This is a genomic window from Streptomyces sp. NPDC041814, from assembly GCF_055590565.1.
Genome location: NZ_JBVJAM010000015.1, coordinates 130,450 through 153,030, shown reverse-complemented (window position 1 = coordinate 153,030; position 22,581 = coordinate 130,450). Strand labels below are relative to the sequence as shown.

The 22,581-nt window shown below is 72.3% G+C and carries 17 protein-coding genes and 1 pseudogene; 14 read left to right on the top strand and 4 right to left on the bottom strand.

All coding sequences use genetic code 11. From position 1 onward, the window contains the following. Positions 1–268: 268 nt before the first annotated feature. Both ACZ6C6_RS30725 and ACZ6C6_RS30720 read left to right on the top strand, forming a co-directional pair. Positions 269–2,789: pseudogene (locus ACZ6C6_RS30725) on the top strand (glycoside hydrolase family 3 C-terminal domain-containing protein). 8 nt (positions 2,790–2,797) lie between these two features. Continuing rightward, the gene (locus tag ACZ6C6_RS30720; RefSeq protein ID WP_469207495.1) at positions 2,798–3,889 is read left to right on the top strand and encodes a LacI family DNA-binding transcriptional regulator; all 1,092 of its coding nucleotides are present in this window, start codon (positions 2,798–2,800) and stop codon (positions 3,887–3,889) included. Between the two features lie 51 nt (positions 3,890–3,940). Here the strand turns inward: ACZ6C6_RS30720 and ACZ6C6_RS30715 are convergent, their stop codons facing one another. Further along, the gene (locus ACZ6C6_RS30715; protein WP_469207493.1) at positions 3,941–5,287 is read right to left on the bottom strand and encodes an ROK family transcriptional regulator; all 1,347 of its coding nucleotides are present in this window, start codon (positions 5,285–5,287) and stop codon (positions 3,941–3,943) included. Positions 5,288–5,432: 145 nt separating this feature from the next. On the opposite strand from ACZ6C6_RS30715, the gene ACZ6C6_RS30710 reads away from it, so the two are divergent. The 5 genes from ACZ6C6_RS30710 to ACZ6C6_RS30690 all read left to right on the top strand — a co-directional run bounded on the left by ACZ6C6_RS30710 (position 5,433) and on the right by ACZ6C6_RS30690 (position 11,587). Further along, positions 5,433–6,746, top strand: a complete 1,314-nt coding sequence (locus ACZ6C6_RS30710; RefSeq protein ID WP_469207491.1) for an ABC transporter substrate-binding protein — start codon at positions 5,433–5,435, stop codon at positions 6,744–6,746. Positions 6,747–6,756: 10 nt separating this feature from the next. Next, positions 6,757–7,767 (top strand): carbohydrate ABC transporter permease, encoded by a 1,011-nt coding sequence (locus ACZ6C6_RS30705; RefSeq protein ID WP_469207489.1) that lies wholly within the window; start codon positions 6,757–6,759, stop codon positions 7,765–7,767. Then, positions 7,760–8,671 carry a carbohydrate ABC transporter permease gene (locus tag ACZ6C6_RS30700; RefSeq protein WP_469207487.1) on the top strand — a complete coding sequence of 304 codons (912 nt, stop codon included), beginning with the start codon at positions 7,760–7,762 and terminating at the stop codon, positions 8,669–8,671. The genes ACZ6C6_RS30705 and ACZ6C6_RS30700 overlap by 8 nt, the downstream gene beginning before the upstream one ends. Before the next feature lie 20 nt (positions 8,672–8,691). Further along, a complete protein-coding gene (locus ACZ6C6_RS30695; protein WP_469207485.1) occupies positions 8,692–10,050 on the top strand; it encodes a GH1 family beta-glucosidase in 1,359 nt (452 codons plus the stop codon). Positions 10,051–10,255: 205 nt separating this feature from the next. Continuing rightward, positions 10,256–11,587 carry a DUF1254 domain-containing protein gene (locus ACZ6C6_RS30690; protein ID WP_469207483.1) on the top strand — a complete coding sequence of 444 codons (1,332 nt, stop codon included), beginning with the start codon at positions 10,256–10,258 and terminating at the stop codon, positions 11,585–11,587. Between the two features lie 14 nt (positions 11,588–11,601). Here the strand turns inward: ACZ6C6_RS30690 and ACZ6C6_RS30685 are convergent, their stop codons facing one another. The 3 genes from ACZ6C6_RS30685 to ACZ6C6_RS30675 all read right to left on the bottom strand — a co-directional run bounded on the left by ACZ6C6_RS30685 (position 11,602) and on the right by ACZ6C6_RS30675 (position 14,633). Then, positions 11,602–12,246, bottom strand: coding sequence for a GAP family protein (locus ACZ6C6_RS30685; protein WP_469207481.1), 645 nt, complete (start codon positions 12,244–12,246; stop codon positions 11,602–11,604). Between the two features lie 141 nt (positions 12,247–12,387). Beyond that, the gene (locus ACZ6C6_RS30680) at positions 12,388–12,969 is read right to left on the bottom strand and encodes a TetR/AcrR family transcriptional regulator (protein ID WP_469207479.1); all 582 of its coding nucleotides are present in this window, start codon (positions 12,967–12,969) and stop codon (positions 12,388–12,390) included. Positions 12,970–13,247: 278 nt separating this feature from the next. Continuing rightward, positions 13,248–14,633: a cellulase family glycosylhydrolase gene (locus ACZ6C6_RS30675; protein WP_469207477.1), complete on the bottom strand. Its 1,386-nt coding sequence runs from the start codon at positions 14,631–14,633 to the stop codon at positions 13,248–13,250. A gap of 242 nt (positions 14,634–14,875) precedes the next feature. Between ACZ6C6_RS30675 and ACZ6C6_RS30670 the strand changes: the two genes are divergently transcribed. From ACZ6C6_RS30670 to ACZ6C6_RS30640, 7 genes are all read left to right on the top strand, one after another. Continuing rightward, on the top strand, positions 14,876–15,898 hold the full coding sequence (locus ACZ6C6_RS30670; RefSeq protein ID WP_469207475.1) for a LacI family DNA-binding transcriptional regulator: 1,023 nt from the start codon (positions 14,876–14,878) through the stop codon (positions 15,896–15,898). Between the two features lie 237 nt (positions 15,899–16,135). Beyond that, positions 16,136–17,251, top strand: coding sequence for a lytic polysaccharide monooxygenase (locus tag ACZ6C6_RS30665; RefSeq protein ID WP_469207473.1), 1,116 nt, complete (start codon positions 16,136–16,138; stop codon positions 17,249–17,251). Positions 17,252–17,413: 162 nt separating this feature from the next. After that, a complete protein-coding gene (locus ACZ6C6_RS30660) occupies positions 17,414–18,154 on the top strand; it encodes an MgtC/SapB family protein (RefSeq protein WP_469207471.1) in 741 nt (246 codons plus the stop codon). A 42-nt stretch (positions 18,155–18,196) separates the two neighbouring features. Continuing rightward, on the top strand, positions 18,197–19,813 hold the full coding sequence (locus tag ACZ6C6_RS30655) for a PucR family transcriptional regulator (RefSeq protein ID WP_469207469.1): 1,617 nt from the start codon (positions 18,197–18,199) through the stop codon (positions 19,811–19,813). Between the two features lie 121 nt (positions 19,814–19,934). After that, entirely contained in the window at positions 19,935–21,311 is a 1,377-nt protein-coding gene (locus tag ACZ6C6_RS30650; RefSeq protein ID WP_469207467.1) for a type III PLP-dependent enzyme domain-containing protein, read from the top strand. An 84-nt stretch (positions 21,312–21,395) separates the two neighbouring features. Beyond that, the gene (locus ACZ6C6_RS30645; protein WP_469207465.1) at positions 21,396–21,878 is read left to right on the top strand and encodes a MarR family winged helix-turn-helix transcriptional regulator; all 483 of its coding nucleotides are present in this window, start codon (positions 21,396–21,398) and stop codon (positions 21,876–21,878) included. After that, the gene (locus ACZ6C6_RS30640) at positions 21,875–22,309 is read left to right on the top strand and encodes a hypothetical protein (protein WP_469207463.1); all 435 of its coding nucleotides are present in this window, start codon (positions 21,875–21,877) and stop codon (positions 22,307–22,309) included. The genes ACZ6C6_RS30645 and ACZ6C6_RS30640 overlap by 4 nt, the downstream gene beginning before the upstream one ends. The last annotated feature ends 272 nt before the right edge of the window (positions 22,310–22,581 follow it).

Below are 22,581 nucleotides of genomic sequence, written 5' to 3'. Positions count from 1 at the left end.
CAGGTCCGGAAAGGGGCACCGGCCCGGGCGGCTCCGATGTGCACGCGCACCACGACACCGGGGCGGGTGCGCCCCGCGTCGGAGAGGCGCATCGCCGGCCCGAGGCGGGTGCCCCCCGCTTGCCGACGGTCTCCGGCCGGACCGACACGGGCCCGAACAGGCCCGCTCCGGGCCCCCATTGACACGGTCGGCGGCGAGCGGGGACGCTGGGCGCGACAGCCGGGAGAGCGCTCTCCGATATCCGTGGGAGCGCGGTGCACGAAGGAGCATGGCCGCCATGACGGACGAAGAGACCGAACCGCTGCTCGGCAAGCTGGACGCGGCACAGAAGGTTCGTCTGCTCACCGGTGCCAGCACCTGGCGCACGTACGCCGAACCGGCCGCCGGGCTGCGCGCGCTCACCCTCTCGGACGGCCCGGCCGGCGTCCGGGGCGAGACCTGGGACGAACGCGAGACCTCGCTCGTCCTCCCCTCCCCCACCGCGCTCGCCGCCTCCTGGGACGAGCGGCTGCTGACGGACCTCGGCGCCCTGCTCGCCTCGGAGGCGAGACGCAAGGGCGTCGACGTACTCCTGGCCCCCACCCTCAATCTGCACCGTTCCCCGCTGGGCGGCCGGCACTTCGAGTGCTTCTCCGAGGACCCGCTGCTCACCGGCCGCACCGGCGCGGCGCTGATCCGGGGCATCCAGTCGGGCGGCGTGGCCGCCACCGCGAAGCACTTCGTCGGCAACGACGCGGAGACGGACCGGCTGACCGTCGACGTCCGCATGGATGAACGCACCCTGCACGAGGTGTATCTCGCCCCGTTCGAGGAAGCCGTCGCGGCCGGGGTCTGGGCGGTCATGTCCGCGTACAACAAGGTCGACGGCGTCACCATGTCCGCCTCACCCCTCCTGGAGCATCCCCTCAAGGAGGGCTGGGGCTTCGACGGGCTCGTGGTCTCCGACTGGGGAGGCGTGCGGACCCTTCTCGACGCCGCGTGCTCCGGCCAGGACCTGGCGATGCCGGGGCCGGACGGCCCCTGGGCCGCCGGTCTGCTCGCCGCGCTCGAAGCGGGCCTGGTCCCCGCCGAAGCCGTGGACGACAAGGTACGCAGGCTGCTGCGGCTGGCCCGCCGGGTGGGCGCGCTGGGCCGGGACCGCCCGGCGCGCAGGGCCGCGACGGCTCCGGAGGCCGGGCGCGCCCTGTTGCGCCGTGCCGTCTCCGCCGGTGCGGTGCTGTTGCGCAACGAGGGCGGGCTGCTGCCGCTCGACGCGGCGACGCTGAAGTCCGTCGCGGTCATCGGGCCGCACGCGACCGCCGTACCGCATCCAGGGCGGCGGCAGCGCGGAGGTGTTCCCCGAGCACGTGGTGACCCCGCTGGCCGGGATCGAGCGGGCGCTCGACGGGGCGGCGGCGGTGACGTACCGGCCGGGCCTTCCCCCGTCCGGCCGGCCCGAACCGCTCGGGCGCGCCCGGGCACGCGATCCGCGCGACGGTGAACCCGGGGTGCTGGTGCGGCTGCTCGACGCGGGGGGCGCCGAACTCCACGCGGAGCACCGGCTGTCCGGGCGGATCGTGGAGCCGTCGGCCCGGGCCGAGGGCGCCGCCCGGGTGGAGATCAGGGCCCTGTTCCGTCCGGAGGAGAGCGGCCCGTGGACCTGGGCGGTCGGCGGCTGGGGCGACATCTCGCTCACCGTCGACGGCCAGGAGGTGCTGAACGGCACCTTCCCGCTGGACAGCGACGACCCGACCCGGGTGCACGTCGCCCCGCCCCTGCACACGGCCCGCGTGGAACTGACGGCGGGCCGCGAGGTCGAGGTGGTCGCGCTCCGCTCGCTCGCACCGGAAACCGGGGTCGCGACGGTCCTCGCCGCCGCCCCGCCCGCCGGTGCCGCGGACGTCGCGCTCGCCGATGCGGTCGCCGCCGCACGCGCGGCCGACGTGGCGGTGGTGGTCGTGGGCACGACGGAGCAGAGCGAGTCCGAGGGCCACGACCGGGAGGACCTGGACCTGCCGGAGGGCCAGGACGTGCTGGTCCGGGCGGTGGTGCGGGCCAACCCGCGCACCGTCGTGGTGGTCAACGCGGGCGGCCCGGTCGCCCTGCCCTGGCACGAGCGGGTGCCCGCGCTGCTGCTCGCCTGGTTCCCGGGCCAGGAAGCCGGGGACGGGCTCGCCGACGTGCTGTTCGGGCACACCGAGCCCGGCGGCCGGCTGCCGACCACCTGGGCCGCCGCCCAGGACGACGTACCGGTGCTCGGCACCGCGCCCGACGGGGACGGGCGGCTGCACTACGCGGAGGGCCCGCACATCGGTCACCGGGCCTGGCTGCGGTCGGGGGCCGCTCCGGCCTACTGGTTCGGCCACGGGCTCGGGTACACCGGCTGGGAGTACGAGGAGCTGACGGCCCCGCGGGAGGTGCGGGCCGGGGAGCCGTTCGACGTACGGGTGCGGGTGCGGAACACCGGGCTGCGGCGCGGGCGGGAGGTGGTGCAGGTCTACCTGGCCCGGGGCGTTTCCGCCGTCGAGCGGCCGGTGCGCAAGCTCATCGGTTACGCGGCGGTCGGGGCGGAGCCCGGACAGAGCGCCGTCGCGGTGGTCCGGGTGGACGGGCGGGCGCTGGCCCACTGGTCGTCCGGAGGGCGCGGCTGGGAGACGGAGGCGGGTGCGTTCACGCTGCTCGGGGGCCGTTCGGCGGGCGATCTGCCGCTCACCGCGCGGATCGCGGCTCGGCCGGGTGCGGACTCGGCCGGGAAAGGATCCGGTAACGGTTCGGAGCGCGATGGAGAGCGCTCTCCGCTGATGCTATAAATGCGCTCATGACGGATGATCTGCGACCGGCCGGAACACCCACCCTTGAGGACGTGGCGAGGGCGGCCGGTGTTTCCCGCGCCACCGTCTCCCGGGTGATCAACGGCGTACGGAATGTCGACCCGGTGATCCAGGAGGCGGTGCGCCGCGCGGTCGCCTCCACCGGCTACACGCCCAACCGCGCGGCGCGCTCGCTGGTGACCCGGCGCACCGACGCCATCGCGCTGGTGGTGTCCGGCGCGGGCGTCGAGCCGGAGGCGGAGGAGGACGCGCCGGCGGACGGGGCGGACGGGGGCGAGGGGGCCTCGTTCACCGGTCAGGTCTTCGCCGACCCGTTCTTCGGCCGGGTGGTGACCGGGGTGGTCAACTACCTGCGCCCGCGCGGGATGCACCCGGTCCTGATGTTCGCCGAGACGTCGCGGGCGCGGGAGGACGTGGTGGCGTTCCTGCGCCAGGGCAGCGCGGACGGCGCGCTGGTGGTCTCGACGCACGCGGAGGACCCGCTGCCGGGCATGCTGACGGACGCGGGGCTGCCCGCCGTGCTCTACGCGCGCCCGGCTCGGGCGGCCCGGATCAGCTATGTCGACGTCGCCCATCAGGACGGCGCGCGGCTGGCCGCCGAGCATCTGCTGGCCCGGGGGTGCCGCCGGATCGCGACCATCACCGGACCGCTCGACGTACCGGCGGTGCAGGAGCGGCTGGCCGGTTTCCGGGACGCGATGGCGCAGAACGGGCACCCCTACATCGCCATCGCCGAGGGCCGTTTCACGCAGGAGAGCGGCGAGACCGCGATGGAGCGGCTGCTCGCCGAACACCCGGACCTGGACGGGGTGTTCGCGGCCAACGACCTGATGGCCACGGGCGCCTGCCACGTCCTGCGGGAGCACGGCAGGCGGGTCCCGGAGGACGTCGCGGTGATCGGCTTCGACGACAGCAGCGCGGCCCTGGCCTGCCGCCCGCCGCTGACCACGGTCCGCCAGCCGGTCGAGGCGATGGCCGCCGAGATGGCCCGGCTGCTGATCGAGCGGCTGGGCAAGCCGGAGGGCGCCGCGACGTCCGTGATCTTCGAGCCGTCCCTGGTGGTGCGGGACTCGGCGTAGGGCCTCGGTCCGCCCTCGCCGCCGCGGACCGCGTCGGCCGGAGAGCCCCGCTCACCCCGCCCCGGGCCGCTCCCTGCCGCGGACCGCGTCCGCCGGGGTACGGAGCGCCGCCGGTGGCGTGGGGGCCGGCCGGGTCGCCGGTGCGGGGCGGCTGCCGCCGCGCGCCAGGAAGTCGGCCAGGGGCAGGGTCGCGGCGCCGACCGTGACCGCGTCCGGGCCGAGGCGGCCCATCTCGATGGTGGTCCGGGCCGCGGCGTGCTTGAGCGCGTACTCCTGGGCGTAGCGCCGGATGTCGGGCAGCAGATGCGGGCCGATGAGGAGGCCCGCCCAGCCGCCGAGCAGGATGCGCTCGGGCAGGAAGAGGTTGATCAGGTCGCCCAGCGCGGCGCCCAGGCACTCGGCGGTCTCGTCGAGGAGCGTGACCGCCACCGGGTCGGGCTCGACGCCGGGGGGCGGGTAGGCGGCGGCGAGGAGCGCGGCGAGCGCGGTCTCGTCGTCGGCGTCGGCGGGCAGCGGACCGCCCGCCTCGTGCCAGCGCTCGCGCATCGCCTCGGCGCCCGCGTACGCCTCCAGGCAGCCGATCGAGCCGCAGCGGCACCGCCGGCCACGCAGCTGCACGGTGCTGTGGCCCCACTCCAGGGCCTGGCTGCTGCGGTCCTCGTCCAGGAGTCCGCCGTGGTTGACGCAGGCGCCGACGCCGGAACCGATGAGGGCTATGGCGGAGGCTCCCGCGCCCCGCCCGCCGCCGAACCACATCTCGGCCTGGCCGAGCGTCTTGGCACCGTTGTCGATGAAGAACGGGACCTCGGGCGGCACCCGCACCGCGTCCCGGAGCAGCCGCTCGAAGGGGACGGCGCTCCAGTGGATGGTCTGGCCGTGGACGACGGAGCCCACGTCGCCGACGGAGCCGTCCGGCGCGTGGCGCTCGATGATGCCCGGGACGCCGATCCCGATGCCGAGCAGCCGGTGCGGGTCGGCGCCGGCGTCCCGCAGCACGTCGGCGACGCCGCTGCGGACATGGCCGACGATGCGGTCCACGTCGTAGCCGTGCTGGGCGAGCAGCCGCTCGGTGCGGGCGAGCTCGGTCAGGGAGAGGTCGAACAGCTCCACCCTGATCCGGGTCTCACCGATGTCGATGCCGATCAGGAGACCTCCGCCGGGGGCGACGCGCAGCAGTGTGCGGGGGCGGCCGCCGTCGGAGTCCACGACCCCGGCCTCCTCCAGGAGGTTCTCCGCGGAGAGCTCCGCGACGACGTTGCTGATGGAACCCGAACTCAGCCCGGTCGCGGGGCCGAGCTCCTGGCGGCTCAGCGGGCCGTCGAAATACAACCGTTGCAATACCCGCGACCGGTTGCCGCGTCGCAGGTCACGCACGGTCCGTCTGTTGCGCTCAGCCATGTGGCTCCTTCCCTGGCGGAAACATACCGCGACCCCGGGACTTGACGCGACCTTCTCTCACCTCTTAAATCACGTCATAAATTAAGTCCTGAAGGTCGTTCGGGTCTCGAACACAGCCTTCCTCCCCGGAAAGGGGCCATCCCGTATGCGCACCATCAGAGCCGCGGCAGCCGTCACCCTCGCGATCTCCATAGCCGCCGGTGTCACCGGCTGCGGAGGCGGTACGTCCTCGGGCGGCGGCAGCAACGATTCGCCGAAGACCCTCACGTACTGGGCCTCCAACCAGGGACCCAGCATCGAGGCCGACAAGAAGATCCTGACTCCCGAGCTGAAGAAGTTCGAGAAGCAGACCGGCATCAAGGTCAAGCTGGAGGTCGTGCCGTGGGCCGACCTGCTCAACCGGATCCTCGCCGCCACCACGTCCGGTCAGGGCCCGGACGTGCTGAACATCGGCAACACCTGGTCGGCCTCGCTCCAGGCGACCGGCGCGCTGCTCCCCTGGAGCAAGGAGAACTTCGACGCGATCGGCGGCCGTGACCGGTTCGTCGACTCGGCGGTCGCCTCGGCCGGCGCGGAGGGCCAGGACCCCGCCGCGGTCCCGCTGTACTCACTCGCGTACGCCCTCTACTACAACAAGAAGAGCTTCGCCGAGGCCGGCATCGAGAAGCCCCCGGCCACCTGGGACGAACTGGTCGCGGACGGCAAGAAGCTCTCCAAGAACGGCAAGTGGGGGCTGGGTGCCGAGGGCTCGAACCTCTCCAACAACATCCACCAGACGTTCGTCCTGGGCCAGCAGCACGGCGCAGACTTCTTCGACGCCGACGGCAAGCCGACCTTCACCTCGGACGGCGCGGTCGCGGCCGTGAAGCAGTACATCGACTTCATGGCCAAGGACAAGATCATCGCCCCGGGCAACGCGGAGTACGCCCAGAACCAGTCCCTCACGGACTTCGCCAAGGGCAAGACCGCGATGGTGCTGTGGCAGGCCGCCGCCTCCACCTTCGCCTCGCAGGGCATGAAGCCCGAGGACTGGGGCGCCGCTCCCGTCCCCGTCGCCTCCGGCACGCCCGGCCAGGGCAAGAACACCAACTCCATGGTCGCCGGCATCAACATGGCGGTGTTCAAGAACACCAAGAACCTCGACGGTGCCAAGAAGTTCGTCAAGTTCATGACGAGCGACGACGAGCAGAAGCTGCTCAACAAGACCTACGGGTCGATCCCGCCGGTCAAGACCGCCCAGGCGGACGAGGCGTTCTCGGCGCCCGACCTCGCGGTCCTGCGCGACACGCTGGCCAAGAGCGCGGCCCCGCTGCCGCAGGTCCCCAACGAGTCGCAGTTCGAGACCGCCGTCGGCACCGCGGTCAAGGAGCTGTGGGCCGACGCAGCGGCCGGCCGCCCCGTGACCACCGAATCCGTCAAGGCGCGCCTGGAAAAGGCCCAGCAGACGATGCAGCAGTAAGGCTCCCCTCATGACCGCCACCGTGACCACCGACAGCCGGACGGAAAAGTCGGACAGGGTGACGAGCCGGGGCAGCGGGGGTGCGCGCAGGAGACTGCCGCGCATCCCCGACCGGATCCGCCAGGGCGGACTGCCCTATCTCCTGCTCCTGCCGGCCGTCCTGCTCGAACTCCTCGTCCATGTGATCCCGATGATCATCGGGATCGTGATGAGCTTCCGCCAGTTCACGCAGTTCTACATCAACAACTGGGGCGGGGCGCCCTGGAGTGGCTTCGACAACTACAAGATCGCCGTCGACGTCAACGCCCCGATCGGCGAGGCACTGCTCCACTCGTTCTTCGTCACCTGCGTCTTCACGTTCTTCGCCGTCGGCCTGGCGTGGCTGTTCGGGGTCGCGGCGGCGATCATGCTCCAGGAGAACTTCCGCGGCAGGGGCTTCCTGCGGGCGATCTTCCTCGTCCCGTACGCCCTGCCGGTCTACGCGGCCGTGATCACCTGGGCCTTCATGTTCCAGCGTGACAACGGCCTGGTGAACCACGTGCTCCACGACCAGCTCGGGATCACCGACCAGCCGTCGTTCTGGCTGATCGGCGACAACAGCATCTACGCCCTGATCATCGTCTCGGTCTGGAAGGGCTGGCCCTTCGCCTTCCTGATCGTGATGGCAGGGCTCCAGAACATCCCGCGCGAGCTGTACGAGGCCGCCTCGATCGACGGCGCCGGCATCTGGCAGCAGATCCGCAAGATCACGCTGCCCTCGCTGCGCCCGGTCAACCAGGTCCTGGTGCTCGTCCTGTTCCTGTGGACGTTCAACGACTTCAACACCCCGTACGTGCTGTTCGGGAAGGCCGCCCCGGAGAACGCGGACCTGATCTCGATCCACATCTACCAGTCCTCGTTCGTCACCTGGAACTTCGGCACCGGCTCCGCGATGTCCGTGCTGCTCCTGCTGTTCCTGCTGGTCGTGACGGCCGTCTACCTGTTCATCACCTCACGCGGAAGGAAGGGTGCCGATGCCTAGCAGCCCTGCCCAGCCGTCCGTGCTGCCTGCGAAGACGACGGGGCGCTCGCGTCCCCGTTCCCCGATGGCCGCGCCGCAGTCCTTCCTCTGGGTCCGCCGGGTCATCCTGGCCTTCCTGACCGTCTTCGCGCTGCTGCCCGTCTACGTGATGATCAGCAGCTCGCTCAAGCCGCTCCAGGATGTGTCCGGGAAGTTCCACTGGATTCCGTCCGGACTGACGGTCAAGCCGTACTTCGACATCTGGAAGACCGTCCCGCTGGCCCGCTACTTCGTGAACTCGCTGGTCGTGGCGGGCGCGGCGACGGTCCTCTCGGTGATCATCGCGGTGTTCTCGGCATACGCGGTGAGCCGCTACAAGTTCCGCGGCAAGCGAGTCTTCACCGTGACGGTCCTCTCCACCCAGATGTTCCCGGGCATCCTCTTCCTGCTGCCGCTGTTCCTGATCTTCGTGAACATCGGCAACAGCACGGGCGTCGCGCTGTACGGCTCGCGCGGCGGTCTGATCCTCACGTATCTGACGTTCTCGCTGCCGTTCTCCATCTGGATGCTCATCGGCTACTTCGACTCGATCCCCCGGGATCTGGACGAGGCCGCGCTCGTCGACGGCTGCGGCCCGATCCGCGCCCTGTTCCGGGTCGTGGTGCCGGCCGCCGTGCCGGGCATCGTGGCCGTAGCCGTGTACGCCTTCATGACGGCCTGGGGCGAGGTCCTCTTCGCCTCCGTCATGACGAACGACACCACCCGCACCCTGGCCGTCGGCCTCCAGGGCTACGCCACCCAGAACGACGTGTACTGGAACCAGGTCATGGCCGCCTCGCTCGTCGTCAGCGTGCCGATCGTCGCCGGCTTCCTGCTCCTGCAGCGCTATCTGGTGGCCGGCCTGACCGCGGGAGCCGTCAAGTGACCGCTCAGGAAAGGAAGTCCGTGAACGACCTCAGCGCCCTGCCGGCCGGCTTCACCTGGGGCGTCGCCACCGCCGCTTACCAGATCGAGGGAGCCGTGGCCGAGGACGGCCGCGCCCCCTCCATCTGGGACACGTTCTCGCACACCCCGGGCAAGGTGGCCGGCGGCGACACCGGTGACGTGGCCTGCGACCACTACCACCGGGTCCCGGAGGACATCGGCCTCATCAAGGAGGTGGGCGCGAACGCGTACCGCTTCTCGCTCGCCTGGCCGCGCATCGTGCCGGGCGGCGACGGACCGGTCAACGCGGCCGGCCTCGACTTCTACGACCGGCTGGTGGACGGGCTCCTCGACGCCGGGATCACCCCGTTCGCCACGCTCTACCACTGGGACCTGCCGCAGGCCCTCCAGGACCGGGGCGGCTGGACCGTACGGGAGACCGCGGAGCACTTCGCCGCGTACGCCTCGGTCGTCGTCGAACGCCTCGGGGACCGGGTCAAGGACTGGGCGACCCTCAACGAGCCCTTGTGCTCGGCGTGGATCGGCCACCTGGAGGGCACGATGGCACCGGGTCTCACCGACCTGACCGCCGCCGTCCGGGCCTCCTACCACCTGCACCTGGGCCATGGCCTCGCGGTGCGGGCGATCCGGAGCGTCTCCCCCGATGCCCGGGTCGGCATCGTCAACAACCTCAGCCCCGTCGAGGCGGCCACCGACCGCGAGGCGGACCGGGCGGCGGCGGTGCGCGGCGACGGACACGTCAACCGCTGGTGGCTCGACCCGATCCTCGGGCGCGGCTACCCGCAGGACATGGTGGACCTGTACGGAGTCGAACTCCCCGTCCAGGAAGGCGACATGGAGCTCATCTCCGCGCCGCTGGACTGGCTGGGCGTCAACTACTACTTCCGCCAGGTAGTCACCGCCGACCCGTCCGGCCCGGTCCCGCACGCCAAACAGGTGTACCTGCCCGGGTCACGCCACACCCACATGGACTGGGAAGTGCACGCCCAGGGCCTGGAGCAGCTGCTCCTGCGCCTCACCGAGGAGTACGGCGTCGAGCGCATCTACGTCACGGAGAACGGCTCGGCCTACCAGGACGTCGTACTCCCCGACGGGTCCGTGCACGACCCCGAGCGCACGCGGTACCTGGAGGAACACCTCGCGGCCTGCGCCCGCGCCGTCCGCAAGGGCGCCCCGCTGGCGGGCTACTTCGCCTGGTCGCTCCTGGACAACTTCGAGTGGGCGTACGGCTACGACAAGCGGTTCGGCCTGGTCCACGTGGACTACGCGACGCAACGCCGCACGGTGAAGTCCAGCGGACGCCGCTACGCGGAACTGATCCGCGAAGCGACGACTCCCCGCTCCCGCAAGGCCGCCTGACCCGACCAGGCACACCGGCAGCCCCCGGCCGCGACGGATCACCGCCGCCGCCGGGGGTTTCGCGGTGTCCGGCTGCGCGGTCCGCCGGCCCGGTCCGCCGCTCCCGCCCCACGTCACCCGTTCGGCGGACCCGCCGCGCGGGAGCCGGACGGCGCTCATAGCGTCGGGCCCGGACGGGGTCCGCCGCAGCACCTGGGAGAAGCCGATGACGGATGAGTCGATGGAGAAGCGGGTCATGGGAGCCTGGCTCTACGGGTACCCGCTGGTCACGGCAGCCGTGACCAAGGCCGTCATGACGGCGGTCCCGGCACGCGACGACGGGCGCCGGAAGGCCCCGGTCAATCAGTTCTGCTACATGCGCGCGACCCCCGACGCGTCCTTCACGGAGGTCGTGTCACCGAACGCCGACACCCTCTACTCCAGTGCCTGGCTCGATCTGACCGAGCAGCCCCTGGTGCTGACCCTGCCTGATTTCGGCGACAGGTTCTGGATGGTCCCCATCCTGGACGCCTGGTCCGACGTCTGCGCCGTCGTCGGCCGGCGCACGAACGGCGGGACCGCGGGACCGTTCCTGATCGCCGGACCGTCCTGGTCGGAACCGGCCCCGCCCGGCCTCACCCTGCTGAAGTCGCCCACGGCCGTGAACTGGATCATCGCCCGCTACGCGACCAGCGGGCCGGAGGACTTCCCGGCCGTCAACCGGCTCCAGGACGCCACGCGGCTGATCCCGCTGTCGGAGTGGTCCGGCGACCCCGACGACTACTCCCCTCCCGCCGATGTGGCCGTGCCCACGGGGGTCGACACCACGACACCGCCCGTCGACCAGGTCCACGCCCTCAGCGGCCGCGACTACTTCACCCTGCTCAATCGCATGATGGCGGACAACCCTCCGGACCCGGCCGACGGACCGTTCCTGGACCGCCTCGCCGAACTCGGTATCGCACCCGGCGCGAGCCTGGACGGCTTGCCCGCCGAGACTCTCGCCGCCCTGGACGCGGGTGCCCGGCGCGGCCCGGAGACGCTGCGCGAACTGTTCGCCCGTGCGGAGTCCGCGAGCGCCGGTGGCTGGGCCAGGCACCAAGGCTTGGGCGACTACGGCACCGACTACACCAAGCGGGCGGTCATCACCCGGTTCGGGTACGGGGCCAATCTCGACGCCGACGCCCTCTACCCGCACGCCACCACGGATGGCGACGGCCGGCCCCTCGACGGAGCCCACAGCTACGTACTGCATTTCGACGCCGGGCAGACCCCGCCCGTGGACGGCTTCTGGTCCCTCACGATGATGAACGAGCACCAGCTCTTCGCCGACAACCCGCTGAACCGGTACGCGATCGGCGACCGCAGCGGCATGCGGACCAACGCCGACGGATCGCTGGACATCTACGTCCAGCACACCAACCCGGGGTCCGCCCGCGAGAGCAACTGGCTCCCCGCCCCCGCGGGCAGCTTCAACGTCTTTCTGCGCCTGTACTGGCCTCAGCGGCCCGCCCTCACCGGCGACTGGACCCCGCCGGCGCTGCGACGCACCGGCTGACCGGCCCGTCCGCGTCAGGCACTCAGCTCATAGGCGCTCGTCGCCGTCAGCCAGAGACCGCTGAGCAGGGCGAGCACGACGACCAATCGCTCCTGGTGCCGCCCCAGCCACGCCCGCAACGCGTTCAGCCGGGCCTCCGCGGCCGCGGGCGCCCGGACCGCGTACAGCTCCATGACGATGAGGCTGAGCGTGGCCAACAGGCAGTATCCGGTCAGCGCGAGCCAGTCGCGGATGGTGGACAGATGCGCCTCAAGCACCGTCGCCGCACCGGCGGCCACCAGTCCCCACGGCTGCACCAGCCAGGCCAGACCGGCCGCCGTCACCCATGAGGCGTGGTCGATCCGGCCGGCCCAGCGAGGGGGGCCGTGCGGCCGGGGCGGGCGGCGCCACCGGTGCACGCCGTACAGCACCAGTGCCAGGCCGATGGCGAGCTTCGCGGCGATCCCGGCGGTCGAGGGCGCGCTGTGCCGGGCCGGCGGCTGACCGCCGGTGAGCAGCACCACGACGGCGGTCACCGCGATCAGGTTGGCCAGCCACGACAGCAGGAAGGCCAGCCCCTGGCGCACGCCGTGCCGCGAGGAGAGCAGCAGAATGAACGCGCTGTTGTGCAGGGGGCCCAGAGTGATGGCCGTACCGATCACCACCAGATCGAGGACCATCGGACCAGTCACTCCTGAGCATCGGGGCCGCGCGCGGCGCCCGTGGGCGGGGCCGGCCGGCGAGGGGAGGCGGCGGCGCTGCCGCTTCCCGACTGTGCAGTGACGGCCCGGCCCGGTCAACAAGCCACGCCCACGGGGACCCTAGGGCGTGTCTGTCGCCGCAGACCAGTTCGACAGCAGGAAGTGCAGGCCCTCCACCGCCCGTTCCCAGGAGGTCTGCACCGGGCGTGCCGCCTCGAAGCCGCCCTCGGCCTCCAGGTCCGTGAAGCCGTGGAAGGTGCTGCGCAGCAGGCGTACCGCGTCCGTGAGGTCCGGGTCGGTCAGGCCGTAGGCGCGCAGCATCGCCGAGGTGGTACGGATCGTGCGGTGGTACGCGGGGGACTCGGCGACGATCGCGGGGTCGACGTGGTGGCGGGTGGCGGCGTACCGGCCGGGGCACTCCAGCGCGAAGGTGCGGTAGGCGTCGGCGAACGCGACGAGCGCGTCCTTCCCGGCGCGGCCGGCCACCGCGGCCTCGATGCGGTCGATGAACTCCTCGGCGGCCAGCAGCGCGACGCGGGTCCGCAGGTCGCCCAGGTTCTTGACGTGGGAGTAGAGGCTCGCGTCCTTGACGCCGAAGCCCCGGGCCAGCGCGGAGATGGTGACCTTGTCGAAGCCGGCCGAGTCCGCCAGGTCGGCAGCAGCCGCCACGACCCGTTCAGTCGTGAGCCCCGCGCGCACCATGTCCACCCCTGCCGATGTGTTTCCTAGACCCCTTAGCTTTACGCTCCGCCGAATATACACAGAAGCCCGCGGCGGTCACGGATGTCCGTGACCACCGCGGGCTTCCGTACCGCGCCGACAGCGGGGAGTGGGACGGCACGGTGGCCGGGAATGTCTCTGGGAGAGCGCTCTCCCGCGACGTTCCCAGTGTCTCGCCGCTGTCGACAGGGTGTCAAGGTTCGGCCGGTGGACCACGGATGCGGGGCCCCGGCCGCGCCGGGGCCCCCGTACCTCACGGATCAGCTGGTGGGGAAGTTGTCCGGGGTGCTGATCCGGGACTTGAGCAGCGCACCCGACTCGGTCAGCACGCCGCTGCTGCTGTAGTCGCCGCCGTCGCAGGTGCCGGGCTTGAAGGCGGCACTGCTCTCATTGGCGTCCGAGTAGGTCCAGTTCGCGTAGCTGATCTTCAGCTGGTCGAGCAGGTCCAGCCAGGCGGTGGTGCTCGACCGGTCCAGCGCGCCGCCACCGGTGGCGCTCACCGTGCCGAACTCCGTGACGAAGAGCGGGAGTTGCGAGGCGGCCCGGCTCACCGTCGCGCGGTAGTTGTCCTTGTGGCTCGCGGCGTAGAAGTGGAACGCGTACATGATGTTGGTGGCGTTGACGGGGCTGTTGACGACCTCGCTCTCGTTGGAGCCGTCCGAGACGCCGAGCGAAGACCAGCCGCGCGTGCCGACGATGACGACCGCGTCCGGGTCGGCGGCCCGGATGACCGGGATGACCTGCTCGGCGTAGTTCTTGATGCCCGCCCAGCTCACGCCGTTGGGCTCGTTGGCGATCTCGTAGATGACGTTCTTCTTCGAGGCGTTACGGGCGGCGACGGACGCGAAGAAGGTCTTGGCCCGCTCCAGGTTGTAGTTCGGGTCGCCCGGCGTGAGGGTGTGGAAGTCGATCAGGGCGTACATGCCACGGGCCTCGGCCATGTCGACCAGGCTGTTGACCTTGTTGGTGAAGCCCGCCGGGTCCGTCTCGTAACCGTCCTCCTGCACATACATCGCGGTGCGCAGCAGGTCCGCCTTCCAGTCGTTCGCCAGCGCGTCCAGCGACGCGTTGTTGTAGCACTGGCTGAACCACTGGAGGCCGTGCGTGCTCATGCCGCGCAGCTGGATGGGGCGGTTGTACTGGTTGCACAGGTTCACACCGCACACGCGGAGCTGGCCGTTGGTCCCCACCGGGGTGCCGTCACCCGTGGCCGGCGGCGGGTCGTCGTCATCGCCGCCGCCGACGGTGCCCGTACAGGCGACGCCGTTGAGGGTGAAGCCCGTGGGCGCCGGGTTGGCACCCGAGAAGGAGCCGACGAAGCCCAGGTCCGTCGTGCCGCCGGTGGCCAGGGTGCGGTTCCAGTCGACGGGGGCGGCGGTGACCGTGGAGCCGGACTGCGACCAAGTGGCGTTCCAGCCCTGGACCACCTTCTGGCCCGAGCCGGACAGCGTGAACTTGAGCTGCCAGCCACTGACGGAGTCACCCAGGTTGGTGACCTTCACCCCGCCCTGGAAGCCGCCTTCCCACTGGCTGGCGACCGTGTACTCCACCTTGCATCCGGTGGCGGCCGCCGCGGGAGGGCCGGCCAGGACCGTCAGACCCGTGGCCGTGGCACCGGCCGCCAGCAGAGCCAAGAAGCGTTTCACAGCATTTCTCCTCGTTCGAAAGGGGAACAACTGAGGAACTACTGGATGGGAGCGCTCCCAGAACCCATCGGCCCGAGACCGTACACGCCCCGGGAGCCCGCGCATAGTCATCCGACGCTGTCATGCACAAATAAAATTGGGAGCGCTCCCAGAATGAAGGCCCCATCGCGTCGTCAATTGGTCCGACTCCTTCGGCCGCTCACCCTCCGGGCCGTAGGATCGGTGGCTCTTGGGGGTGGTCCATGCTGAACAGGGGTTCCGGCACGCCGACGCTGGAAGAGGTGGCGGCGCTCGCCGGGGTGGGCCGGGGCACGGTCTCCCGAGTGATCAACAACGCTGCGGGCGTCCGGGAGTCGACCCGCCGCGCCGTGCAGCGCGCCATTGACGAACTGGGCTACGTGCCCAACCTGGCCGCCCGCTCACTGGCCGGGCAGCGCGCGGGCGCCGTCGCCCTGGTGATGACGAAGACGGACTGGCGGCTGTTCGGGGAGCCGTTCTTCTCGGAGATCGTGCGCGCGGTCGGGGACGCCCTGGACGAGCAGGGCGTCCAACTGCTGCTCACCCTGGTCCGGACGGACAGCGAACGGCAGCGGCTCCTGGAATACGTGCGCGGCGGCCGGGTCGACGGCGTGCTGCTGATGTCGGTGAGCGCCGAGGACCGGCTGCCCGACATGCTCGCGGACGCCGGGGTGCCGACCGTGCTGCTCGGCCGGCGCTCGGGCGACGAGCGGGTGACCTACGTGGACGCCGACAACGTTGGCGGCGCGCGGGACGCGGTCGGCCACCTGGTGCGCGGCGGCCGCGGGACCATCGCCGCGATCGCCGGGCCGCCCGAGATGTACGTCGCCCAGTGCCGGCTGCGCGGCTACCGGGAGGCCCTGCGCGAGGCGGGCTGCGCGGAGCCGCCGTCCCTCGTCGCCCAGGGCGACTTCACCGAGGCCAGTGGTCGGCGGGCGATGGCCCGCCTGCTCGAACGGCATCCGGAGGTGGACGCGGTGTTCGCCGCGTCGGACAGCATGGCGGCCGGGGCGCTGGCCGCGCTGCACGCGGCGGGGCGGCGGGTGCCCGAGGACGTGGCGGTGGTGGGCTTCGACGACTTCGAGCTCGCCGAGCAGACCGACCCGCCGCTGACCACGGTCCGGCAGCCGATGGAGGAGATCGGCCGGGCGATGGTACGGCTGCTGCTGGAGGAGATGAGCCGGCCGAAGGTCGCCTGGCACCACGTGATTCTGCGTACGCGCCTGATGGTGCGTCAATCCGGTTGATCCACATGGACAGTTGATCGTCGCGGCCAGAAGGGCGCGCCGACCGCGGCCCGTTTCGGCCGATGCCGTCCGCAGGGTTGTCAGGGACACGACCATGTCCTACAGTCCCCTACCAACGAACACATGGGAGCGCTCCCACATCACCCGCCCCCGCACACCCCTCCGCGGCCTGCCCGCCTCCGAACCCCCACGCCCCCCGCACCCGCACCCGCACCCGCACCCGCAGAAGGAGACACCATGGCTCGACGCAGAACACAACTCGCCTCCCTGGCGGCGGTGCTGGCGACACTGCTCGGCGGTATCGCCTTCACCCTGCTGGGCCAGGGCAGCGCACAGGCCCACGGCGTCACCATGTCACCGGGCTCGCGCACCTATCTCTGCTGGCTGGACGCGAAGACGAGCACCGGCTCGCTGGACCCGACCAACCCCGCCTGCAAGGCCGCGCTCGCGGAGAGCGGCGCGAGCTCCCTGTACAACTGGTTCGCCGTGCTGGACTCCAACGCGGGCGGCCGGGGCGAGGGTTACGTCCCGGACGGCACGCTGTGCAGCGCCGGTGACCGCTCCCCGTACAACTTCACCGGCTACAACGCGCCGCGCGGCGACTGGCCCCGTACGCACCTCACCTCGGGTGCCACGATCGAGGTCGACCACAGCAACTGGGCCGCGCACCCGGGTGCGTTCCGGGTGTACGTCTCCAAGCCCGGATACTCCCCCACCTCCGAACTGGGCTGGGACGACCTGGAGTTGATCCAGACCGTGACCAACCCGCCCCAGGTGGGCTCGCCGGGTACCGACGGTGGTCACTACTACTGGAACCTGACCCTGCCCTCGGGCCGCTCGGGTGACGCGGTCATGTTCATCCAGTGGGTGCGCTCGGACAGCCAGGAGAACTTCTTCTCCTGCTCCGACATCGTCTTCGACGGCGGACACGGCGAGGTGACCGGAATCCGCGGCTCGGGCAGCACCCCCGACCCGGACCCGACCGACCCGACCCCGGACCCGACGGACCCGACACCCGACCCGACGGACCCGACCGACCCGCACACCGGCTGCATGGCCGTCTACAACGTGACCAACTCCTGGAGCGGCGGCTTCCAGGGCTCCGTCGAGGTCATGAACCACAACACGACGGCGCTCGACGGCTGGGCCGTGCAGTGGAAGCCCGGTACGGGCACCACGGTCAGCAGTGTGTGGAGCGGGGTGCTCAGCACCGGGTCCGACGGCACGCTGACGGTGAAGAACGCCGACTACAACCGGTCGATCCCGCCGGACGGCAGCGTCACGTTCGGCTTCACCGCGACCTCGTCGGGCAATGACTTCCCCGTCGGCTCGATCGGCTGCGTCAGCCCGTAACCCCTGACGCGGAAGGCGGCGGTTCCCGGGCGGCCCGGGGACCGCCGCCTTCTTGCCGCGGCCTTGACCCGTGACCGTCCCGCCGCTCTCCGCCGGACCCCGAATCGGCGGGTACGGTGGACTCTGTCCGATCATGTTCCGCCGGACGGGCACGGAGGCTGCGTGGCACTCGACATCAACGAACCGTTCGGTCAGAACTGGACGCACGCGGCGCAGTTCGGCATCGCGTTCGTCCTGTCGTGCGCGATCGGGATCGAGCGCGAGATCCGCCAGAAGGCGGCCGGTCTGCGCACCTACACGATCGTCGGGCTCGGGGCCGCGCTCTTCACGCTGGTCAGCAAGTTCGGATTCTCCGACGTCGTGGTGACCGGCCAGGTGGAGCTGGACCCGTCGCGCGTCGCGGCCCAGATCGTGTCCGGGCTCGGCTTCATCGGCGGCGGCGTCATCTTCGTCCACCGGGGCTCGGTGCGGGGGCTCACCACGGCGGCCTCGATCTGGCTCACCGCCGCCGTGGGCTGCGCGGCCGGGGCCGGGCTGCCCGTGCTCGCGACGCTGGCCACGCTCGCGTACTTCCTGGTGTCCTACGGGGTACGCCCCCTCGCCCACCGGCTCCCCGCCCTGCGCAACGCGTCGATCGGCTTCCGCATCACGTACACCGAGGGCGTCGGAGCCCTGCGCGAACTGGTCAACCACTGCACGGAGACCGGGTTCGCCGTGTCCGAGCTGACCACGCTCTCCGGCTCTGGCCGATACCGGCGGCGCCGCCCGCAGCCGGACACCGAGGGGACCGTGGAGATCGCGCTGAGCGTGCAGGGGCGGGGCGACCCCGATGCGCTGACGGCACGGCTGGCGGGCACGGCCGGGGTCCTGGCGTGCAGCCGGAGCGACCTCAACGACGAGTGAGGCCCGGTCCCGCGCGCCCGGGTGCTCGTATGCTCGGCTGCCATGACGAGCCGTGCCGCCCTCCCGCCGGAGCCCTCCGTCGCGCTGCGCGAGATCCTCGCCTTCGACGACGGGGGGAGCCTGCGGCTGCTGCTCGCCCCCGCCGGCCGTGACGTCGGGGTGCGCGGAGTGGCCGTGGGCGACGAGGGCCCGGCCCGGTCCCTCGACGGCTGCCTGGTCCTGGTCACCGGCACGCCCGCCTCGTCCCCGGAAGCCGCCGCCCCGGTCCGCGAGGCGGCCCGGCGGGGCGCGTCCGGAGTGGTGCTGCGCGCCGTGGAGGGGGTGGCCGCCGCGCCGCAGGTGCTCGCCGCTGCCGAGGAGGCGGGGGTGGCGCTGCTCACCCGCGCGGCATGGGCCGACTGGGCGGACGCCGCCGCGCTGCTGCGTTCCGCGCTGGCCTGCGCCCGGGCGGGCGCGGACGACGGGGCCACCGGCCCGATGGCGCCCGGAGGCCCGGAGAGTCTGAGCGCGCTCGCGGCGGCCGTCGCCGAGTACACCGGCGGTTCGATCACCATCGAGGACACCCGGCTGCGGGTCCTGGCCCATTCCGCCACCGGCCCCGACGCCGACGCGCTGCGCCGGTCCACCATCCTGGGCGGCCGGGTCCCGGAGTGGCGGGTCGCGGAGCTGCGGCGCAGCGGGATGCTCCGGACGCTGTGGACCTCCCGCGACGTGATCCACCGAGCGGCCGACGCCGAGGGACCCGAGCGCCTGATCATCGCGGTCCGCAGCGGGCCGGAGGTCCTCGGCTCGATCTGGGTGGCCGGCGACGGACGCCCGCTGCGCCCGGACGCGCCGGACGCGCTGCGCCGGGCGGCCGAGGTCGCGGCTCCCCTGCTGGTGCGGCACCGGCTGCGCGAGAGCGGTGCCGCCCGCCGCAGCGAACTCGCCCTGCGCGGACTGCTGTACGGGGACGGGGACGCCCGTACGCACGCCTGGTCGCTCGGCCTCTCCCCCGACGCCGCCTGCGCGGTCGTGGTCGCCGAACCCCTCACCGGTGCGACCGCCCCGGGCGACCGCACGCTCGACGTGGCCGGGCTCCAGGCGGCGACGTACCGCCCGTCCGTACGTGTGCTGCGTGACGGCGACCGGCTGCTGGTGCTGCTGCCCGTGGACGCCGGGCCGGACCGGGGCGCCGCGGCGCTGGCCCGGGAGCTGGCGGGCCAGGCCCAGGACGCCGGGGTGCTGGCGGGGGCCGGACCGGTGGCCGCCGGTGCGGCCGGGGTGCGCGAGTCGTGCGAGGAGGCCCTGCTCGTCGTACGGGTGCTGCGCGAGCGGGCGGCGGCGGGGGACGGCCGGCGGTCGGCGGACGCGGCGGGGGTGGGGCCCTCGCTGGACGTCGCCCGGATTCTGGACGCCGCCCGGCCGGTCTGGGAGGCGGGGCGGGGGCCGGTGCACGAACTCGTACGGGTGGATCTGGCGGCGGGGGGTGAGCTGGTCCGCTCGCTGGCGGCCTATTTCGACGCGTCGGGCGACGTCGCGCGGGCCGCTGAGCACCTGGTCGTCCACCCGAACACGCTGCGCTACCGGCTGCGGCGCGCCCGGGAGCGGTTCGGGGTGGACCTGGACGACCCCGACACCCGGCTGCTGGTCACGCTCGCCGTCCGGCTCAGCGGGTAGGTTGCGGTCTGTCCGTACGGCCGTGGCTCCCGACCGCCCGTTGGCCGCCCGGACAAGGAAGCTCATCGTTCTTGGCCGCCCGGACAGAGACCTGGGGGCACTCATCGCAGACTCTGGCTCCATGAGCCTTTCTTCGCCCTCCTCCGCCCTCTCCCCTTCGACTCCGACGGGCTCCGCGCGTGTCGCGGCGGTCGTACGCCACGCCGTGGCCGCCGGCCTGCTCGGCGAGGCGAGCCCGGTCGCCGGATTCATCGACACGGACGGCGTCCGCGCCTCGGTCGCCGCCCTGCACGAGGCGTTCCCCGGGGTGCCCGCCGTGCTGCACACCTTCGCCGCGAAGGCGTCCTCGCTGGTCCCCGTCCTGCGGCTGCTCGCGCGGTGCGGGATGGGCTGTGAGGTCGCGAGCCCGGGCGAGCTGCGGCTCGCGCTGGACGCCGGGTTCGCGCCGTCGAAGATCGTGCTGGACTCCCCCGCCAAGACCCGGGACGAGATCCGCCGTGCCCTGGCCGTGGGCGTGGCGATCAACGCGGACAACCTGGACGAGGTGGACCGGATCGCCTCGCTGCGCCCGGCGGACGCGGTGTCCGCCATCGGCCTCCGGGTCAACCCGCAGGTCGGCGGCGGCTCGATCGGCGCGATGAGCACGGCCACGGCCACGTCGAAGTTCGGCGTGGCGCTGCGCGACCCCGGCGCGCGGGAAAAGGTCGTGAAGGCGTTCGCCGCTCACCCGTGGCTGACCCGGCTGCACGCCCATGTCGGCTCGCAGGGCTGCTCCCTGGAGCTGATCGCCGCCGGGATCGCCGAGACGTACCGGCTGGCCGAGGAGATCAACGGGACGCTGGGCCGGCGGCAGGTCACCGGGCTCGACATCGGGGGCGGTCTGCCGGTCAACTTCGCCGATGACGAGGTGCGCCCCACCTTCGCGGCGTACGCGGCGGCGCTGCGGGCGGCCGTGCCGGGGCTCTTCGACGGGCGGTACGAGCTGGTCACCGAGTTCGGGCGGTCCCTGCTCGCGAAGAACGGATTCATCGGCGCGCTGGTCGAGTACACGAAGGACGCGGGCGGCCGCCGTATCGCACTGACGCACGCGGGCGCGCAGACCGCCACCCGCACCGTCTTCATGCCGGACGCCTGGCCCCTTCGGGTCGGCGCCTTCGACGCCGAAGGGCGGCCGAAGGACGGGCCCGTGGTGGCCCAGGACGTCGCGGGGCCGTGCTGCTTCGCCGGCGACGTCGTCGCACACGCCCGGGAGCTGCCCGAACTGCGGGCCGGTGACTTCGTGGTGCTGTACGACACGGGCGCGTACTACTTCTCCACCCCGTGGTCGTACAACAGCCTGCCGCGCCCGGCCGTGTACGGCTTCGACCTCGCCGGTACGAGCGGCTCCGAGGAGCCGGTGGTGCGGTTCGCTCCGGTACGCGACGCCCAGTCCCTGGACTCGGTCTCGGCCGAGAGCGGCCTGGCGCACGCAGACGCCCTGCTCGACCTGGGCGACTGAGCACCGGGCGAACGGGGGCGCGTGCTTCCATGGCCCCGCGAAATTTAGTAGCCACGTACATAGTAGCCATGTACGGTATCTGGCATGAGCAACGCGATCGAGGGCGCGACCCCGGGTTTCCTGGTCTGGCGCCTGTCCATGAAGTGGCGGGTGGCCATCGACCGGGCGCTGACACCGCTCGGCCTGACGCACGCGCAGTATTCGCTGGTCGCCTCTCTCCAGGGCATGGAGCACGGGGGGCTGCGGCCGAGTCAGCGCGCGCTGGCGGACCACACCGGACTCGAAGCGCTCTACGTCTCGAAGCTGGCCCGCGCCCTGGAGACGGCGGGTCTGGTCGAACGGACCACCGACCCCTCGGACAGCAGGGCCGTCCGGCTCTCGCTGACCGAGGAGGGCCGCGCGACGACGGAGCGCGCGGTCACGGTGGTGCGGGAGCTCGTCGACGGGCTGCTCGCACCCCTGGGCGGTCTCGGCGGCAAGGAAACCGAGGCGTTCACCGAGGCGCTGAGGGCCCTGCTCGACGTGCCGGTTCCCCCAGTCACCGCTTCCCGCGAGGAGTCATCATGACCACCACACCCGCCGTGAACGGCCAGGTCATCGGCATGGCCCACTACGCCACCCGCGCCGTTGCCGAACGGCTGCTGCCACCGGGCACCACCTTCTTCCAGGCTCTGGCGCTCAACGCCGCCGAGGCCGCGGGCGGCACCGTCGAGCGCCGTGCGCTGACCGAGCGGCTGACCGGCGCCGTGAAGCTCGGCGTTCCGGCGGCGGAGGCCACCGTCACCGATCTGACGTCCGCCGGTCTCCTGGAGGAGCGGCCCGGTGACCTGCTCGCGCTCACCCCTGTGGGCGACGCGCTGATCCAGTCGTACAAGGCGGGCGTCGCCGGCATCGCGACCGCGTTGTACGGGGACCTGCCGGCCGAGGACCTGGCCGCGGCCGCCCGCGTACTGACCGAGGTCACCGCCCGGGCCGACGCGATGCTGGCCACCGGCTGACGGCCGGGCGCGGATCGGCGCCGGCTCAGACCGGTGACGGCTCGGGCTCGGCGAAGGAACCGGATCAGACCGGTGACGGCTCGGGCTCGGGCGGAGGCACCGGGTCGGGGTTCGGCGACGGCGGCTGCGGGATCGGGTCGGGCGCGGGCCCCGGCGGAGTGGGCGTCGGCGCCGGGGGGGTGGGCGCGGGCGGGGTCGGCGCGGGCGGCGTCGGCTCCGGCAGCGGACCCGGGGTCGGCGCCGGAGGGACGGGGTCGGGGAACGGATGAGTC